15 protein-coding genes and 1 tRNA gene are annotated in these 17187 nt (G+C 60.5%); 7 read left to right on the top strand and 9 right to left on the bottom strand.

Annotated features, from left to right (window positions below; all coding sequences use genetic code 11):
- Positions 1–49: 49 nt before the first annotated feature.
- Together BLW50_RS25275 and BLW50_RS25280 are read right to left on the bottom strand one after the other, a co-directional pair.
- Positions 50–1015, bottom strand: coding sequence for a Bug family tripartite tricarboxylate transporter substrate binding protein (locus tag BLW50_RS25275; protein ID WP_090707610.1), 966 nt, complete (start codon positions 1013–1015; stop codon positions 50–52).
- Between the two features lie 123 nt (positions 1016–1138).
- The gene (locus BLW50_RS25280; protein ID WP_090709695.1) at positions 1139–2155 is read right to left on the bottom strand and encodes an amidohydrolase family protein; all 1017 of its coding nucleotides are present in this window, start codon (positions 2153–2155) and stop codon (positions 1139–1141) included.
- A 369-nt stretch (positions 2156–2524) separates the two neighbouring features.
- On the opposite strand from BLW50_RS25280, the gene BLW50_RS25285 reads away from it, so the two are divergent.
- From BLW50_RS25285 to BLW50_RS25295, 3 genes are all read left to right on the top strand, one after another.
- Positions 2525–3106 (top strand): DUF1134 domain-containing protein, encoded by a 582-nt coding sequence (locus BLW50_RS25285; protein WP_244544386.1) that lies wholly within the window; start codon positions 2525–2527, stop codon positions 3104–3106.
- A gap of 155 nt (positions 3107–3261) precedes the next feature.
- Positions 3262–4518: a coiled-coil domain-containing protein gene (locus BLW50_RS25290; protein ID WP_139267734.1), complete on the top strand. Its 1257-nt coding sequence runs from the start codon at positions 3262–3264 to the stop codon at positions 4516–4518.
- Positions 4519–4632: 114 nt separating this feature from the next.
- Positions 4633–4707: transfer RNA gene (locus BLW50_RS25295), tRNA-Glu, on the top strand.
- Between the two features lie 112 nt (positions 4708–4819).
- Here the strand turns inward: BLW50_RS25295 and BLW50_RS25300 are convergent.
- Entirely contained in the window at positions 4820–6103 is a 1284-nt protein-coding gene (locus BLW50_RS25300; RefSeq protein ID WP_090707612.1) for a pilus assembly protein TadG-related protein, read from the bottom strand.
- A gap of 287 nt (positions 6104–6390) precedes the next feature.
- On the opposite strand from BLW50_RS25300, the gene BLW50_RS25305 reads away from it, so the two are divergent.
- Positions 6391–7065 carry an FABP family protein gene (locus BLW50_RS25305; protein WP_090707613.1) on the top strand — a complete coding sequence of 225 codons (675 nt, stop codon included), beginning with the start codon at positions 6391–6393 and terminating at the stop codon, positions 7063–7065.
- Between the two features lie 575 nt (positions 7066–7640).
- The gene (locus BLW50_RS25310; protein ID WP_090707614.1) at positions 7641–8579 is read left to right on the top strand and encodes a class I SAM-dependent methyltransferase; all 939 of its coding nucleotides are present in this window, start codon (positions 7641–7643) and stop codon (positions 8577–8579) included.
- A 17-nt stretch (positions 8580–8596) separates the two neighbouring features.
- On the opposite strand, the gene BLW50_RS25315 is transcribed toward BLW50_RS25310, so the two are convergent.
- Genes BLW50_RS25315 through dctP form a run of 6 tightly spaced genes read right to left on the bottom strand, consistent with a single transcriptional unit; the run spans position 8597 to position 15194 of the window.
- Positions 8597–10957 carry a xanthine dehydrogenase family protein molybdopterin-binding subunit gene (locus BLW50_RS25315; RefSeq protein ID WP_090707615.1) on the bottom strand — a complete coding sequence of 787 codons (2361 nt, stop codon included), beginning with the start codon at positions 10955–10957 and terminating at the stop codon, positions 8597–8599.
- Positions 10954–11436, bottom strand: a complete 483-nt coding sequence (locus tag BLW50_RS25320; RefSeq protein ID WP_210186126.1) for a (2Fe-2S)-binding protein — start codon at positions 11434–11436, stop codon at positions 10954–10956. The genes BLW50_RS25315 and BLW50_RS25320 overlap by 4 nt, the downstream gene beginning before the upstream one ends.
- Positions 11433–12311: an FAD binding domain-containing protein gene (locus BLW50_RS25325; protein ID WP_090707616.1), complete on the bottom strand. Its 879-nt coding sequence runs from the start codon at positions 12309–12311 to the stop codon at positions 11433–11435. The genes BLW50_RS25320 and BLW50_RS25325 overlap by 4 nt, the downstream gene beginning before the upstream one ends.
- Entirely contained in the window at positions 12308–13618 is a 1311-nt protein-coding gene (locus BLW50_RS25330) for a TRAP transporter large permease (RefSeq protein ID WP_210186127.1), read from the bottom strand. The genes BLW50_RS25325 and BLW50_RS25330 overlap by 4 nt, the downstream gene beginning before the upstream one ends.
- Positions 13615–14157: a TRAP transporter small permease gene (locus BLW50_RS25335; protein ID WP_090707618.1), complete on the bottom strand. Its 543-nt coding sequence runs from the start codon at positions 14155–14157 to the stop codon at positions 13615–13617. The genes BLW50_RS25330 and BLW50_RS25335 overlap by 4 nt, the downstream gene beginning before the upstream one ends.
- A gap of 32 nt (positions 14158–14189) precedes the next feature.
- Positions 14190–15194: a TRAP transporter substrate-binding protein DctP gene (dctP, locus tag BLW50_RS25340; protein ID WP_090707619.1), complete on the bottom strand. Its 1005-nt coding sequence runs from the start codon at positions 15192–15194 to the stop codon at positions 14190–14192.
- Between the two features lie 415 nt (positions 15195–15609).
- Between dctP and BLW50_RS25345 the strand changes: the two genes are divergently transcribed.
- Positions 15610–16008 carry a VOC family protein gene (locus tag BLW50_RS25345; RefSeq protein ID WP_090707620.1) on the top strand — a complete coding sequence of 133 codons (399 nt, stop codon included), beginning with the start codon at positions 15610–15612 and terminating at the stop codon, positions 16006–16008.
- Complete coding sequence (locus BLW50_RS25350) at positions 16008–17168, top strand: enolase C-terminal domain-like protein (RefSeq protein ID WP_090707621.1); 1161 nt, start codon at positions 16008–16010, stop codon at positions 17166–17168. The genes BLW50_RS25345 and BLW50_RS25350 overlap by 1 nt, the downstream gene beginning before the upstream one ends.
- Positions 17169–17187: the final 19 nt, after the last annotated feature.

Below are 17187 nucleotides of genomic sequence, written 5' to 3' on the forward strand. Positions count from 1 at the left end.
AACAGCAGCCTATTGTCCTGTGGAGCCGGTTTTGTCTTGTTTCGCGTCGTCAATCGCCGGCTTTGAATCCCGTGGAACGCACCAATTTGGCCCAGCGTTCGCTGCCTTGCGCGATGGCTTTGGCGAAAGTCTCCGTGGTCTGGCCGGACACCACGAAGCCCTGGGCCTCGAGCAGCTTGCGGATGTCGGGATCGGCATGGGCAGCGATGGCGGCCTGCAGAAGAGGCTCGGCGAGGGCCGGTGGCGTATCCTTGCGGATCAGAAGGCCAAACCAGATGCTGGTGTTGAACTCGGGATAGCCGAGTTCGGCGAAAGTCGGTGTGTCAGGCAGTTGCGGAAAGCGTTTCTCGCCGGTGACGGCAAGAGCTTTCATTTTGCCCGTTTCAACGTTCGGTACCGCCGATTGCGTCTGCGTGAAGCCAAACAGCGCGTGGCCGGCGAGAATGTCGATGGTCTGCGGCGCCGAGCCGCGATAAGGCACATGGGCGAGATTGAGATTGAAGCGTTCGTTCAGCTGTGCGCCGAGAAAATGCGAAGGCGTGCCAGGACTGTAGGAGGCATAGCTCAGCGATCCACTCTTGCTCTTCGCCCAATCGAGGAATTCCTGGAAGGACTTGGCCGGCACGCTCGGGTGCGTGACGAAAACCAGCGGCGCTTCGACGCCCTTGATGAGCGGCAGATAGTCCGATTGCGCCCAGCGCGGATGATCGAAGACATGCGGATTGATTTCCATCAGCGCCTGCGTGCCGATCATGATCGTCGTGCCGTCGGCCGGTGCATTGACCACATATTGCGCAGCGAGATTGCTGGAATTACCGGTACGACTTTCGACGATATAGGTCTTGCCGAGAGTCTTGGCCATGTGTTCGGCGATGACGCGCACATAGGCGTCGATGGCGCCGCCAGCGGCCGTGCCGACGATGAACTTCAACTGCTGCGCCGATGCCGATGTTGTGGCCGTCAGCGCCAAGGCGAATGTCGCGGCGATCGATGCGATACGCGTATGCTTGAGCATTGTTCCCTCCCAGTCCCATGCCCTTCCCACGAAAGTGCCTGCGAAAACTGCGTGGTGCAACCCGCAATAAAAAACGCCCGGCTTTTGGCCGGGCGTTGATCAATGCGGAGTGAATGGATCGGATTACTTGATGCCGAGATGAGTCTGCGCGTTCTTGAAGCAGATCTTTTCTTTGTCGGCCTGGCTCATGTTGAGCTCTTCCATGATGGCGATCGTCTCGCGGATATAGCCAGGGCCTTTTTCCGGATCGAACGGGCAGTCGGAAGCGAACATGGCGCGGTCGGGACCATAGAAGGCGAGGCCGCAATCGGTGGCCGCCTTCGAGCCGAACACGGCGGTGTCGGCGTAGAAGTCCTTGAAGTAGTCGAGCGGGCGACGCTTCATGTTCTTCAGCAGGGTCTTGTAGTCTTCGTCGGTGGTGCGGTTGCCAAGCTGATCCCAGCCCGGGCCGACGCGGCCTTCGAAATAGGGCACCATGGCGCCCAGATGATGGGCCAGAACTTTCAGCTTGGGGAAGTCATCCATCACGCCGCCGAACACCAGGCGCGCCATGGCGACGGAGGTTTCGTAGGGCCAGCCGAAGGTCCACCAGATTTCGTATTTCGATTTTTTCTCGGTCTTGTAGTCGGCCAGATCATAAGCGCCGCGCGAGGGATGGATGAACACCATCTTGTCGTGCTTCTCGGCGACTTCGAAGATCGAGCGGAATTCCGGCTCGTCGAGCGGCTTGCCGTTGATGTTGGAATGGATCTGCACACCGCAGGCGCCGTTCTTGAAAGCGCGTTCCAGTTCCTTGGTGGCATTGGGCGAATTCATCGGCAGCGAGGCGAGCCAGCCGCAGAAGTAATCCGGCTCCTTGGCGCAAAGATCGGCCATGCCGTCGTTGCCAAGCTTGGCGAATTCCTCGACCAGCTCGGGCGTGCCGAGAGCTTCGAGCGGCGGCATGCCGAGCGAAATGACTTGGGTGTAGTCATATTTGCTGCGGAACAGGTCGCAGACCTCTTTGCGGCGGTCGAGATCATAGATGGCCGGGATGCCGCGCATGCGCGAGCCGATATCGGCGGACGCACCGGGGGTGGACATCATCTTGTCCCACAGGTTCTGCGGGAAGAAATGGTTGAAGCAATCAATATACCGCATGGGAACGTCATCCTCCTTGGAGCCAATCGCCATGGCCCAGGAGCGATGCCCAAGAGCTGTGACGTGGCGGTTTGCGGCGGGCCGGTGCGGATCGGTTCGCCGAGGTCGCGGGCTGCTATAGCGCATTGGTTCGAGAACGGAAACGGTCTTCACCGCCGCAGGGGGAAACGCACAAAATTGGTTCACCCTGGCGATTTAACGGCGTTTGCCCGGTAAAATGGCAAGGCTTCGTTAACCATGGTGGGGCAGTCTGTCGGGTGGCCGCAGGACGGCGCGCTGAGCCATGGGCGCAGCATAATTCGACCGCAGTTTCACCGGAATCGGCCCTGAAATATGGGGCTGGATATCCGGCAACGATGAGGGACGACAATGCGCAACAATTTCTCGCGCAGGGATTTCATGACCAGTCTGGCCGCAGGGTCAGCCGTTGGGCTGAGCCCTTTAGCGGCTCTCGCGCAGGAGCGTCCGCAGCAGTTCGCGCCGCATGAGCTGCTTGAGAGTGGTCATCAATTCTTTGGCACGATTTCGCGGGGTCTGGCTTCAGTGGTCGAGGAAGCGACCCGGCGCTGGGGCCAGCCCAATGCCTATGTGCTGGGGCAGGAAGCCAGCGGCGCCTTTGTCGCCGGCGCCCGCTATGGCGAAGGCAATATGTACACCCGCAACGCGGGCGACCGGAAGATTTACTGGCAGGGCCCGTCGGTCGGCTTCGACGCCGGCGCCGAGGGCGCCCGCACGATGATGCTGGTCTACAACCTGCCGAGCACCCAGGCGATCTATCGGCGCTATGGCGGCATCGACGGGTCGGCCTATTTCATCGGCGGCTTCGGCATGACGGCGCTGGTCGCCGACGGGGTGGTCGTGGCGCCGATTCGCACCGGCGTCGGGGCTCGTCTCGGGGTCAATCTCGGCTATTTGAAATTCACCGACCAATCGACCTGGAACCCTTTCTGACGACAGAGAAAATGGCTCGAAAGTGGACCAAGGCCATGCCCTCTGAGAGCTGATCTGGGAATGGGGATTTGCTGGTAAATCTTTGATTTGCCCGGTCATGCGTGGCATGGTCCGGGCATTGCAACGGGCGTGTAACCCCCTTGATCGAACAGATCATGATATTCGCGTTGGGCTTCCTGTTCGCGGGGCTCCTGACGCTGTTGTTCCTGCCGGCTTTCTGGCGGCGGGCACTACGGCTTTCGACCCGACGGCTGGAAATGCAAATGCCGTTGTCGATGACGGAAATCGTCGCCGAACGCGATCAGTTACGGGCTGAGTTCGCCACCGCCACCCGGCGAATCGAACAGAAGAACGAGCATTTGTCCGAGGTTTCGGCCGTGCAACAGGCGCAGATGGGCCGGCAGGGGACGACGATCGTCGATCTCGAGGCCAAACTGCTCGCCGCGCGCCAGGATATCGACGGGCTGCGGGCGGAACTGGCGACATCGGACCGGCTGTTGCAGGAAGCTCAGGGCGAATTGGGTGCGCTGAGCAAGGAAGTGTTCGACGTGACCGGGCTCGCCGATCGCCGTGGCGCGGCGCTCGGTGATCTGGAGAGCCGACACGCGACGCTCGAACAGATCGCCAATGAACAGCGCGCCAGCCTTGGCGCCCTCGACACCCGGGTCTCTGGCCTGGAAATGGAATTGGAAGACGCCCGGCGCCATTTGTCGGCGAGTCAGCTGCAACTGACGGACAAGATCGCCGCCGCCGAATTGTTGACGCGTGAACGCGAAGCCGCCCGTTTCGATGCGTCGGCAGCCCATGCCAAGCGCAACATCATGCAATCCGGGTTGGATGAAGCCATCGCGCGCCTGGAGGCTATGGAGAATCAGGATCGCGCCGGCCAGCGTGCCCGATCGCGTCTGGTGGCTCAGCTTGCCGAGCAGCAGGAGACCATTGACGCTTTGAACGCGCGGGAAAGCGCGCTGCGTCAGGCCGCCGATGCCCATGGCCGCGGTACGAAGGAAGTCGAACGCCTGGCCTCCGAGCGCTTGCAAGCGGCGCGCGCCGAACGCGATGCTTTGCAAGGCGCCATCGATACCCTGCGCAAGGACAATCGGACCATGCGGCAGGAGCTGGCGGCCTTGCGCCAGACGGCGCAAGCGCCTGCGGTAGCCGCGATTATGCCAGCGAGCGTCGCGGTGGCCACCGATGGCGAGGCATTGCTGCGCCAGACGATCGCCGAGATCGGGGCCGAGGTGACACGGATCGCCAGCACGCTGGAGGCCCAGCAGGCCGCTCAGGTGCAGGCCGCGCAAGCGCAGGCTGAAGACAAAAACGGCACAGCCGAATTGGGTGAGGGGGCGGACCCGCTGCCCAGCGTCGCCGAGCGTATCCGTGCCCTTCAGGCCGTTGGCCGTCCAGGATGACGAGCTTCGCTGGCAGGCGCCTCGCCAAAGCGTTGTAAATCGTCGCCAAAACTATTTGCCCGCCGGCGAATATGTTCTATAGAGCCGATCTTGGTCGCGGTCTCACCGCACCCCGCTCCCTTCGTCTAGCGGTTAGGACGCGGCCCTCTCAAGGCTGAAACAGGGGTTCGATTCCCCTAGGGAGCGCCATTGAAATCAATGATTTATGATTTCATCTGGCCGCTTGTCGAACATCAACCTCATCAGATCTGCTGGGACGTCCTTGGGCGCCGCTGCGTCCGTGCCGCTCGTTGACCGGTTGCTAATGCGACAAATGCAGTTGTGAGAGCGAGGCACCAATCGAAGCGAAGGTCGTGATGATCTGGCTGGCCGAGGTGAGCATCACGAATTTCGAGGGATCGCTGGCGCAATATTGCAAGGCTGCCGCCGTTGGCGAATTGTCCGTGTTGACCTGCACCGCATAGATGGTCACGCCGGCCTGCTTGATATTATCGCAGAGAAGTTTCTGGCGCGCGTCGACTTGAGCCGAATAGGTCGTTCCATCGCCGTACCAGCGATCCTCGGTGTTGATGCCGTCGCTGAGAATGATGATGACATCCGAATAGCTTGATTGCGGATCCTTCGCCGGTGCGTTGAGCGGTGCGCCTGGTGTGAGCGATTGCCAGGCCCAGGCAAGACCGACGGCTTGATTGGTGCCTCCAACCGGTGTCATGGCCGCGACCTCGTTGCTCAGCGCGGTCCAATCATAGGTCAGGCCAATCAGACTTGTCGGGGTCGGGTCGTTGGAGGCCGCTTCCCCGGCCGGGAAAAGGGTCGAACCAACGCTGGGTGTCGTGTTCAAGAGGTCGTAGCTTTGATCACGATCGGCGATAGAGCCGTCCCAGAGTGTGTGGCTCATCGGCTTGCAGTTTTTTCCGCTGCTGTTGCAGGTCTGATAAGTCGTGTCGAAATAGCTCCAAGAAAGCCAAGACTGCGTCGCATTCGACGTGCCGACGTTGACGACCTTGGCGAAAGGGATGATCGACACATAAACGTCGCCGTCGTTAACCGCGGCGTTTTTCAACGACGTCAGCAAACTGTTGGTGGCCGTTTTCAAGGCCGTCATCTTGCCGGACGAGGCCATCGAGCCGGTATTGTCGAGCGCGAGCGCCACGCGAAGTTTGGTGTTGCCCCAGGTGGATGTCGAGCTTGCCGACACAGTGGTCGAGGTAATACCGACCAAATTCATGAACGTCGTCGGCACCACCGCGGAGGCCGTGATCTTGATGGTTGCATTGATGGAACTTGCCGGCGTGTAGGTTAAGGTCGTGATGGGCGCGCCGACGCCTTTGGTGGTGAAGGCGGCGGCGACCGAACTCTGCGCCAGGGCGAGCATCTGAGCGGTTGTCAGGCCGGGCGACTGGCGGGCGGTGTTGAGGGCAGCCGTATCGACCGCTGCCTGCAAGTCCGTTTTCACCCAGAGGTCGCGGCTATAATCAATAGCGGACCCCACGAAGATCATCATTGGAAGAGCCGCAAAAGCAACTGTCAGAGCGACATTGCCATCGATGGCGTGCTGAAAATTTCTAAAATATTTGGCCGTCATAGTTGAAGTCCGTCAGATCAATCGAGATCCTCATATTGGCGGACTTTCATTATCAAAGATCCCTATCAATGTTGCCTGGTACAACGGTGGGTTTCACCAGGTATTAAATATCGCCTGGCGAATGTCTTGGGCTGATGGGGCTCTTCCGCTTCGCAAGCTTTCAGAAAGAACGCAGGTGGGTGGCCGGCTCGGGCCAATGTGTCGTCTGCCGTATCTTTATGTCTTGATCCTGACAGCGGGATTGGGAAGATGCGGATGTCTGAGGCGACACGAAAGAGGGCAATTGCATGGACGTTCCGGCCGATATTTTTACCGAGCCAGATCCTGATTCCGACACGCTGGCTCATTTGGGGCCATTGCGCCGGCTGGCGGGTATTTGGGAAGGGCACCGTGGCGTCGATGTGAATCCCAAGGCCGAGGGTCCGGAACGCAAGGCCTATTATGAGCGCATCGAGATGCAGCCGATCGATCCGCAGACAAACGGCCCGCAACTTTTCTATGGTCTGCGTTATCACGTGCACATCAATACGAAGGAAGAAGAGATCACCTTCCACGATCAGGTCGGCTATTGGCTGTGGGAGCCGGCTACGGGCCTGATTTTGCAAACCGTGGCGATCCCGCGCGGGCAGGTGGCCATCGCCGCGGGGCAGGCCAAACCAGACGACAGCAAATTGATTTTGAAAGCGGAGCGCGGGCAGACCGAATATGGCATCTGCTCAACGACATTTCTTGAGCTCGCCTTTCGCACCGACTCCTATCGCATCGAAGTCGATTTCAATAGCGATGGCTCATGGAGCTATATCTTAGACACCACCTTGCAGGTGAAAGGCCGTGACGCGCCCTTCCTGCATCACGACCGCAACACTTTGACCAAGATTGCCGAGCCCGATCTCAATCCATGGGCGAAGATCAAGCGCGATGCGCGGCAGGCATCAGGCGGGAAGACGCTAGCGGCGCGTTAAAATTCTCCGTTGTCATCCCCGTTCAGCCACTGCGCGGCTGTCGGAGATGACACCGGCGCTTTCGGAATCTGTTATGGAGAGAAGCTTCCACGTCGCTAGTGTGGCGCGGCAATCGGATCGTGGGGAGCCTTGGCCGGAGCGATAGGACTTTCAGTCGTTTCTGAAATCAGCATCGCTGTGAAGACGATGACCAGAAGCAAGGCGATCGTTAGATACAAGATCGTCCGGTCAGACATTGAGCGCTCTATGTGTCTTGGTTTCCGCGAAAATCTGCTCAGGCAGATGATTGTGCAGGCGCAACGCAGAGAGGCAAATAAAGTTCATATATCTTCTTATTTTTTCAGACGTGAATGCCTGTGGGATTGAAGCGCTTATTGTTGAGTGGGCATGTGTGGGATGCGCTTCAGCTCACTCAACAATGTGCGTGTTCAATCTTGGAACTCACAAGCGTCTGATAATCAAACGTATGCGTTGCGAGGTTGAAACATCTCCAGGCATCGGTTAGGACCAATCACCACACGACGAACTTGGAGACGATCACTGCCGCATAAGCGTCAGTTAAAGGAGCATAAATATTGTCTGAAACACTCGCCAGAATTAATCAAAGCAAGGCCGTATTCGACGATATTTATGCGCAGAGTGATCCTAGGTCCTATTTTTCGGTGCTTGGTGCTCTCGACTACATGATCCCCGATGTTGCTGAACCGGTGATCAGGCAATTGCTCGATGCCCGCGCGCGATATCATGGCGAAGCCAACACGATTCTCGACATTGGTTGCTCCTACGGGATTAACGCCGCCATCCATCGCTTCCCCGTCAACTTCGCCAATTTGCGTCAGCGCTATGCGCGTCGCGAGATCATGGAACTCGATGTCGACGAGATGATCCGGCTCGATAGAAACTTCTATGCGAGCTGGCCTGACATTGGCCTTGGCCGTTTCATCGGCGTTGATATTTCGGAATCTGCCATTCGCTATGCCAATGCGGTTGGACTTCATGCCGATGGCATAGCGGCGGATCTGGAAAGCAATCCTTTGTCAGCCAAAGAGGCGGCAATCGTTGCGTCGGCCAATGTGCTGCTTTCAACCGGCGCGATCGGCTACGTGACCGATAAAACCTATGAACAGCTTCTTGGCGCAGTCGACACCTCGCCGTGGATCATCTCCTTTGTCTTGCGCATGTTTCCCTATGACGCCTTCGCCGATGCTTTTGCGGAGCGAGGCATGGTGACGGAGAAGCTGGCGGGATCGACGTTCGTTCAACGCCGCTTCCGCGATGAACAGGAATTCGAGCGGAGCCTGTATACTCTGCGGAGCCGGGGCATCGACACGTCTGGCTTCGAGGCCGACGGCCTTTTCCAGGCGGAACTGTTTGTGTCGCGGCCCAAGAGCGACGCCGAAGCCATGCCGTTGACCGACATCGTGACGGTGACCAGTGGTCGCTTCAGCAACTTCGGCGCGCGCTATGTTGAGGTTGGCCAGCAGAACGATATTCGCGTTGCCGTCGGTGCGTGAGTAGCAAGTCGGCGGCGCTAGCCTTTGCCGCGCGCCGCCGCGAGCCCATCGAGCACGCGTTCCGGCGTAAAGGGCTGCTGCGAGAGGACGGCGCCGAAGGGCGCGAGGGCATCGTTGACGGCGGTCCAGATGGCGGCGCCGGCGCCAACAGTGCCGGCCTCGCCGACGCCGCGTGCGCCCAAGGTTGTGGCGCTCGTCGGCGTCTGCACATGGGCGACGTGGATATCCGGCATTTCGCTGGCCATCGGCACCAAGTAGTCGACCAGGCTGCCGTTCTCCAGCTGCGCGTCGGCGCTATAAATGCACTGCTCGTAGAGCGCAGCGCCGATGCCTTGCACCACGCCGCCGCGGATCTGTTCGTCGACCAGCAGCGGATTGATGACGCGCCCGCAGTCATCGACAACCCAGAAATCGAGAACGCGGATCGTGCCGAGTTCGACATCGATCTCGACATGGGCGGCCTGAATACCATTGGCGGCGACATAGGGCAGATCGCGCGGGGCGAAGCTTTCGGTGATTTCGAGCGGCGGCAATTCCGTCAGCGACAATAGATGTGCCTTGAAACAGGCCGTTGTCGCGACATCGGCGAGGGTCATCTGCGCCAGCCCGGCAGCGTTATAGATCTGGCCGCCTTCGAGTTTCAGCACGGCGGCATCCGCCTGAAGGAGCGCGCCGGCAATCGTCAGGATGCTTTCTTGCAGCCGCCGAGCGGCCCGCAAGGCGGCTTCACCGCCCAAGGCGGTGCCGCGCGAAGCCCAGGCGCCGCCGCCGAAGGGCGTCAATTGCGTGTCGCCGGTCGCGACTTCCACCGTGTCGATATCGACGCCCAGCGTGTCGGCGATGATTTGCGCCAAGGCGGTGCCGGTGCCCTGGCCCTGATCGGTGATGCTCGTGGCGCAGCGAATGCCGCCGTCGGGCTCCAAGGTCAGTCGGCAGGCTTCCTGTGCCGAGGCGCGCACGTTCTGCGCCCCATAGAGCGCCGGGCCGACCGCAGTTTGCTCCATGAAGGCAGCCAGGCCAATGCCACGATAGATGCCCTGATCGCGCAGCGCCCGTTGCTGTTGGCGCAGGGCGTCATAATCCATGAGTTGCATCAGACGATCATGACAGCGTTGGAGAGACAATTCGGCCAGCACGATGCCACCGGCCGAGCGTGCGGTCGCGGTGGTAGCATCGACATAGTTGCGCCGGCGGATTTCGGCGGGATCGAGATTAAGTTGACGGGCGGCCAGATCGAGCAATTGCTCGGTTACCGTGGTGGCGATGGGCTGGCCGACGCCGCGCAGCACGCCGCTTGGGGCTTTGTTCTGGAAATAGCCGCGTACACGCCCGCGCAAATGCGCCATGCTGTAGGACGCTGCGGCCATATGCACGGCCTGCAGGCCTTCACCGACGCTACCGCGCGGATAAGCGGAATAAGCGCCGAAGCCTGAGACGACCGAGATATCCATCGCCATCAGCTTGCCATTGGCATCGACCGCCATGCGGCCCTGCACTTTGGCTTCGCGGGCGTGATTGTCGCTGACAAAGGATTCGAGACGGTCGGCGCAAAATTTCACCGGTTGCTCAAGCAGAACGGCAATGGCGGCGACGGCCATCTCGTCGGGATAGGCGGAGAGTTTCATGCCGAAGGCGCCACCGACATCGGGCGTGACGACGCGGACATGGGAAAGCGGCAGCTTGAGTTGCGCGGCGAAGATGTCGCGCATCTGGTGCGGCACCTGGTGCGAATGGTGCACGGTCAGTTGGCGCAGGCGTGGTTCGAATTCCGCAACGATCGTGCGCGGCTCAAGCGTGACGCCAGTTTGCCGGTCGAAGCTGAAGCTGTGCTCCACCACGACGGCTGCGTCGCGCAGGGCCGCGTCCGGATCGCCGGTCGCGACGGCATGATCGAGCCCGAGATTGGTCGCCATGGCGCTGTTGACCAGGGCCGCACCGGGGAGAGCCGCTACCTGCATATCGGCGACCGCAGGCAGTTCCGCCCATTCGATTTCGACGCATTCGGCCGCATCTTCGGCGATTGCGCGTGATGTCGCGACCACGGCGACGATCGCCTCGCCCTGCCAGCAGGTTTCGCCCAGCGCTAAAGGCATTTGTGGTGGCGAGAGATGGCCTGGCAGAAGCGCCAGCCGCGTCTGCCAGGGCAGGCAGATCGGGGCGAGGTCATCAGCGGTCAAGACGGCGACAACGCCGGTCATGGCTTTGGCCGTGTTCACCTCGGTGTTGACAATGCGCGCATGCGGATAGGGGCTGCGAACAAAGGCGACATGCAGCAGGCCGGCTACATTAATATCGTCCGTATAGCGGCCTTTGCCGGAGACGAGCCGCGTTGCGGCGCGCCGGGGCACGGACGTCCCTGTTTGCACGGGCGCCGTCATGACGTCTGACCGCGACGCTTCTCGGCGACGCTTTCGATGGCGTCAACGATGGCGTGGTAGCCGGTGCAGCGGCAGTAATTGCCCGAGAGGGCGTCGCGGATCTCACCGCGCGTCGGTGTGCCGTGGTTCAGCAGTTCGGCTGCGGTCGCTAGAACGCCTGGCGTGCAATAGCCGCATTGCAACGCGTTGCGGGCGGCGAAGGCCTCCTGCAGATCGGCGATTTTACCGCTTGCGGTCAGACCTTCGATGGTTTCGATCTGAGCGCCATCGGCCTGCACCGCGAGTGTCAGGCAGCTGCGCGTCGAGAGGCCATCGATCAACACATTACAGGCGCCGCAGACACCGTGCTCGCAGCCGATATGGGTGCCGGTCAACCGCAGCGTGTGGCGCAGAAAATCAGCGAGATGCAGGCGAGCGTCGACCTCAGCTGTTATGGACCGGCCATTGAGCGTGAAGGTGATGGTGTGCATGTCGGTCATGACAGTCGCGCCTCCACGTGAAAGGCGCGCGCCTGCATATCCTTCAGGGTCCGTCGTAGAAGGACGGCGGTCTGCCTGCGCTTGGTGTCGGCGCGTCCCTGGTGGTTTTCCATCGGCTCCATATCGGCTGCGATCGCCTCGGCGATGTCTGCCAGCATGTTGTTCGTCGTCTCGACAGTGATGCGCAATGAAGCCGCGGTCTGGCTGAGTAGCGGCGTTGGTTCGGAGCCAAAGATCGTCACATCGAAGGCTTCCAAGGCGCGGTTGGAGCGGCGTGCCCGGATGACGGCGCCGACCGTGGCAAAGTCACCGTGCCGCCGGGCGAGTTCGGCAAAGCCGAATATTTCGTCATCCGAGGCGCAAGGAAAGATCACTTCGGTGATCATCTCGTCGTCTTCGCGGCCGGTCTGATAGAGACCCTGAAAGAAATCGCGGGCCGCGACGATGCGCTGGGCGGTGCGGCTCGCAAGAACAATGTTGGCGTTGAGTGTCACAGCCAGGGCCGGCATTTCCGCCGAAGGATCAGCCAGCGCCAGGCTGCCGCAGGTGGTGCCGCGATTGCGCACGGCCATATGCGCCACATGGGGCAGGGCCATCGCCAGAAGCGGGACGCGCCGAGCGATCAGCTCCGAGGTCAGCACGTCTGCATGTCGCACCAAGGCGCCGATGCGAATGCCGTCCGGCCGTTCCTCGATGCCGCGCAGCACCGCAATCCGGTTGATGTCGACAAGAAGCGTTGGCGTGGACAGGCGCATATTCAATGACGCGATCAGGCTCTGCCCACCGGCGAGAACCTGGGTGCCATCATCGGCCAGCAGCGACAGCGCGTCTTCCAGCTGCTCCGGTCTTCGGTAGGCGAAGGCCGGAGCTTTCATGGGTTGGCCACGAAGCTCGTGACGATGGGCGGGAAAACGAAGATCAGCACCATCATCAGGATCGTCAGCCAGACATAGGGAATGGCAGCGCGGTAGATGAGACCGACGCCAATGCCAGGAGGCGCGACGCCTTTGAGGACGAAGAGCAGCAGGCCGAAAGGCGGCGTCAGCAGTCCGATCTGCATGCAGAGCAGGTAAAGAATGCCGAACCACACCAGATCGACGCCCATGGCGCGCAGGATCGGCATGTAGAACGGCAAGGTGATCATCATGATGCTGGTCTGATCGATGAAGAAGCCGAGAACCAGCAAGATCGTCAGCATGCCGATGAGGATGACGGTCTGCGGCAGGTTCGAGCTTTCGATCACAGCCACGAGGCCGGCCGTTGCGCCCGAGAAGCTGAGGAGTTGGGCGAAGGTGGTGGCGCCGACGATGATGAACAGCAGGGCGCCGGAGATCGAGGCCGTGCCCATCAGCGACTTCTGCAAGCTCTCCCAAGTCAGTTGCCGATAGAGGAGGGCGACGAGGACGGTGGCCAAAGCGCCCAGGGCGCTCGCTTCCGTCGGCGTCGCCCAGCCGCCGATCATGCTGACGACGACGAGCGCGAAGATGCCGATCAGCGGGATCACGGTGACGGCGAGGTTGAGCCAGGGATGGGCGACCGGCGGTCCGCTGTCTTCATAGGTTGGCGCGAGGTCGGGATTGAGCCAGCAGCGCAGGATCACATAGCCGATGAAGAGCGCGGCCAGAATGAGCCCCGGCACGATGCCGCCGACGAGCAGGCCGGTGATCGAAATGCCGGCGAGACTGCCGAGCAGAACGGCGAGACCTGAGGGCGGGATGAGGATGTCGACACCGCCGATCGCCAGGATCGGCCCCATCGCCGTCTTCGGTTCGTAATTGCGTTTCAGCATCTGCGGCAGCAGCAGGGAGCCGAGCATGGCGGTGGTGGCGATGGTCGAGCCCGAAATGGCGGAGAAGATCGTGCCCGCCACCAGGGTGACCACAGCCAGGCGGCCCGGCACGCGCCGGATGACCGCATCGACGGCGTCGATCGATTTCATCGCCAGGCCGGTGTGGAAGAGCACCTCGCCCATCAGCACGAACAGCGGGATCGGCACCAGCGAGAATTGTGCGACGGAAAGCTGTTCGTTGCGCACCATCTGTTCGAGGCCGGGAAAGCCGCCGAAGATCAGATAGGAACCGACGATATTGATGATGAAGAAGACGAAAGCGACGGGCAGCGCCGTGAGGAGAAGGCCGACTTTCGACGCGAACATCAGCGATAGGATGGATCCCCAGCTCACGGCATTTCCTCCGCTCGGAGGCCCGGAATATGTTCGGAAGCCTCGGTGCTCACGGCCAGCGTGGATGTTTTCAACATGACCATCAGCTCAAGCGCCTGCACCGCCAGGGCGAGCGAGGTGAGCGGAATGATCCAATCGAGCCACCATTGCGGGAAAATCAGATCCTTGAAGATCAGCGTGCCCAATTGGGCATTGGAGATCATGATGGCCGTGGCGATCGCGCCGGTGACGATCGAAACCGCGATCACGCAGCCCAACGCAAAGAATTCAAGCGTTCGCGCCGTCGCGGGTTCGATCCGCGACATAACGATATCGACGCGGATGTGTTCGTTCGTGCGCAGCAGATGCGGCGCGGCGAAGAAGGTGGAAATGAAGAGCCCGTATTCGGTCAGCTCGATCAAGCCGACGATGGAGGGGAAGCCGAACATCCTGAGGATGACTTCGGCACTGATGCCAAGTGTCATCGCCGCGATGGCGGCCACGGCTAGGATGCACAAAATGCGCACCAGCCAGCCGTTAAGCCAAAAGAGTACCCGCATGCGGCGGCCTCGCGAGAGAGATATTTAGAGGGCTATTTTTTGGTGAGCAGCGGCTGCAGCTTGGTGATGGCGTCCGGGCTGAGCTTCTTCAGATCGTCCCAGTAGAGATCGACCGCTGTCTTTTTGAACTCCGGCCCGAAATCGACGGATTTGATGCCGGCTTTGGTCTGTGCCGCGAGCGTCGCTTTGGTCGTATCGGTGGTATATTTGTCGTTGTCCTGCTCGAACCAGACGACGGCATCGTCGACGACCTTGCGCTGGGCGGCATCGAGCGAATCGTATTTCTTTTTGTTCATCAGGATATTGACGATCACATTATAGAAGCCGGGATCGACGCGCACTTTGGTCAGCTTTTCCCAGCCAAAATCCTCGATGCCCCACAGCGGCCAGCCATAGCCCTGCACCGTGCCGCGCTCGAGTGCGGTGTAGACTTCCGGCGCGGCGATGTTCACGCCGGCGATGCCGTAGTGCTTGAAGATGGCATTGTAGTTTGGCTGGCCGCGAAAGCGCAGGCCCTTGATGTCGTTGATGCCGCCGACCGGCATCTCCTTGGTGATATAGAGGTGGAATGGCACGCCGACGCCGTAGGTGGTGAGGTAAAGCGAATCCATCCGCTCGACGGCGATTTTGTTGAGGGCTGCGTAAGCGCCCGACTTGCGCTGCTCGGCTAGCGTCATGTCGGTGAGGATCTGTGCGTCGCCCTCCACCATGACGCTCTTGTAATAGGTCGGCGGAATGGAGGCGATGTCGAGCACGCCGGTTCTGACCGCCTGTGCCTGGCCATCGGCGGGAACCGCTTCCGGCCCGCCGACAATGCGGATCTGCAGAACGCCTTTGCCGGTTTCGTTGACGTGATCGACGAAGCGCTTGAACGGAATGCCGTAGGTGGTGGAGGGAGGAACGAAGACAGCAGCTTTGAGCGTGACTTCCGCAGCCGATGCGCCGCTCAGGGCGAACAGACATCCAAGTGCTGTGCCTGCAAGCGCTGAGGCAAGAGACCGAAGGGGAGTGGAGGCCGGGCAGGGCTGCACACGCATAACAAAATCTCCTTCGGTTTTGAAGAATTACGGTAATAAACAATGTTTCTGTATTTTAATGCAGTCAAGATCCTTTTTTCATCAAAACCGATTATTATTCTGGCAGTATATGCTGCATTGCAGCGCAGCTGGCTAAATCGTGTCGTTTCTTTCGCGGTGCCGCAATGCTGTCGTTCTGCGATATGTGTCGCCTTTTTGTGCTGCCAAGTAATAGCTGTGGTGCAGGCATTTCTTTGGCTAAGTCCGAATGGGTGGTTACGTGCCCTGATGTGCGGGCGTCGACAATCGATTCCATCTGCCTGAATTTTTCGCTTTCAAAACCGAAGAAGATTCTATTTTATGTGAAGTATAGAGCCGCTGCCGAGCCGCTTGCTTTGGTTTCCGGCCTCATCGCGTGGGCACAACGGAGAATGTCATGGCCAAAATCAGACATATTGCCATTCAGGTTCCCGATCTCGAGAAGGCGGCCGCTTTCTATGAGGGCGCTTTTGAGCTGCAGCGGGTCAGCCAGGTCGACAGTCCGATCGGCAATGCCATCTCGCTCTCGGACGGCGTGATGAACCTCACCCTGCTGCACTTCCCCGAAGGCACCATCGGCGGTAAAGGCGGCCCGGACTGGGCGGGCCTGCATCATTTCGGCTTCGTCGTCGAGAATGAGGAAGAGACGGCTGAGAAGGTCAAACAGCTCGGTGGCGAGTTCTTCATGCAACTGCCGAGCTATCCCGGCGTCGATGCTGAAAAGAAATTCAAGGACATCAACGGAATCGTCTTCGATGTGTCTGCGCATGATTGGCGGCAGGCAAAGGACGTTTGATGCGCATTCTGGCCATCAGGGAAAAAACGATCGCGCTAGGATCGGCCAGCCGCAATTCCAGCATCGGCTTCGGCGGTATGACGGCGAGCGCGATCGCTGTGCATACGGACGCTGTCCGCGATGGCCGTCCCGTTGTCGGTCTCGCCTTCGATTCCATTGGTCGCTATGGGCACGGTGGCCTGTTGCGCGAGCGCTTCATGCCGCGGCTCCTGGCAGCGTCGCCAGATTCCTACACGGATGGCAGCGGCGGCATTGATCCGCGCCGTGCCTGGACGATCGTGATGGCGGATGAGAAGGCGGGCGGCCATGGCGAGCGCTGCGGCGCTGTCGGCCTGATCGACGCGGCGCTCTGGGATATCAAAGCCAAACTGGCTGGCGAACCGCTCTGGAGCACGCTGGCGGCAACATCCGGCCAGACGGCAGATGGACATATGGCGGTTTATGCCAGCGGCGGCCACTATCGCGATGTCGATGACGTGAAACTGCTGAGCGAGGATATTCGTCGCGCCATCGGCGAGGGCCATCGCCGTTTCAAGATCAAGATTGGCGGTGTCGGTCTCGACGAGGACGTGGCGCGGGTCGAAGCAGTCCATGCGCTCCTGGGAGCGGGCATGACTTTGGCGGTCGATGGCAACGGCACCTTCGATCGGGCCAAGACGATCGGCTATCTGCAAGCGCTGGCGCCGCTCGGGTTGGCCTGGATCGAGGAGCCGGTTCACCCGCTCGATTATGAATTGCATCGCGAGGTCGCCGCTGTCTCGCCGCTGCCTCTGGCCACGGGTGAGAATTTGTTCTCGCGCGATGATGCCCGCAATCTACTCCGCCACGGTGGCCTACGCCCCGATCGCGACATGCTGCAGTTCGATATCTCGCTGAGCTATGGGATCGTCGAATATCTGCGCATTCTTGACGATCTCGCCGTCCACGGTTGGCGGCGCGATCGCTGCGCGCCCCATGCCGGGCATCTGCTTGCCGCCCATTGCGTCGCTGGCTTGGGCCTCGGCCTGGCCGAAGTGGCCATGGACCAGGAGAGTCTGTTTGGCAGCCTGACCGCAGATCTGCCGTTGCACGACGGCATCGCCACTTTACCGGATGTGCCGGGCGCGGGCCTCGAAACCTGTCGGCCCTTCAAGGCGATTTTCGCCGATCTTTTGCACTGATACTGGAGCTGAGGCGCCT

The sequence above is a fragment of the Beijerinckia sp. 28-YEA-48 genome (assembly GCF_900104955.1).
Taxonomy (GTDB): Bacteria; Pseudomonadota; Alphaproteobacteria; order Rhizobiales; family Beijerinckiaceae; genus Terripilifer.

What these genes read in the sequence shown, in the direction of transcription:
- BLW50_RS25275 (WP_090707610.1), bottom strand. Translation starts at nt 1,015, where the DNA reads ATGCTCAAGCATACGCGTATCGCATCGATCGCCGCGACATTCGCCTTG.
- BLW50_RS25280 (WP_090709695.1), bottom strand. Translation starts at nt 2,155, where the DNA reads ATGCGGTATATTGATTGCTTCAACCATTTCTTCCCGCAGAACCTGTGG.
- BLW50_RS25285 (WP_244544386.1), top strand. Translation starts at nt 2,525, where the DNA reads ATGCGCAACAATTTCTCGCGCAGGGATTTCATGACCAGTCTGGCCGCA.
- BLW50_RS25290 (WP_139267734.1), top strand. Translation starts at nt 3,262, where the DNA reads ATGATATTCGCGTTGGGCTTCCTGTTCGCGGGGCTCCTGACGCTGTTG.
- BLW50_RS25300 (WP_090707612.1), bottom strand. Translation starts at nt 6,103, where the DNA reads ATGACGGCCAAATATTTTAGAAATTTTCAGCACGCCATCGATGGCAAT.
- BLW50_RS25305 (WP_090707613.1), top strand. Translation starts at nt 6,391, where the DNA reads ATGGACGTTCCGGCCGATATTTTTACCGAGCCAGATCCTGATTCCGAC.
- BLW50_RS25315 (WP_090707615.1), bottom strand. Translation starts at nt 10,957, where the DNA reads ATGACGGCGCCCGTGCAAACAGGGACGTCCGTGCCCCGGCGCGCCGCA.
- BLW50_RS25320 (WP_210186126.1), bottom strand. Translation starts at nt 11,436, where the DNA reads ATGACCGACATGCACACCATCACCTTCACGCTCAATGGCCGGTCCATA.
- BLW50_RS25325 (WP_090707616.1), bottom strand. Translation starts at nt 12,311, where the DNA reads ATGAAAGCTCCGGCCTTCGCCTACCGAAGACCGGAGCAGCTGGAAGAC.
- BLW50_RS25335 (WP_090707618.1), bottom strand. Translation starts at nt 14,157, where the DNA reads ATGCGGGTACTCTTTTGGCTTAACGGCTGGCTGGTGCGCATTTTGTGC.
- dctP (WP_090707619.1), bottom strand. Translation starts at nt 15,194, where the DNA reads ATGCGTGTGCAGCCCTGCCCGGCCTCCACTCCCCTTCGGTCTCTTGCC.
- BLW50_RS25345 (WP_090707620.1), top strand. Translation starts at nt 15,610, where the DNA reads ATGGCCAAAATCAGACATATTGCCATTCAGGTTCCCGATCTCGAGAAG.
- BLW50_RS25350 (WP_090707621.1), top strand. Translation starts at nt 16,008, where the DNA reads ATGCGCATTCTGGCCATCAGGGAAAAAACGATCGCGCTAGGATCGGCC.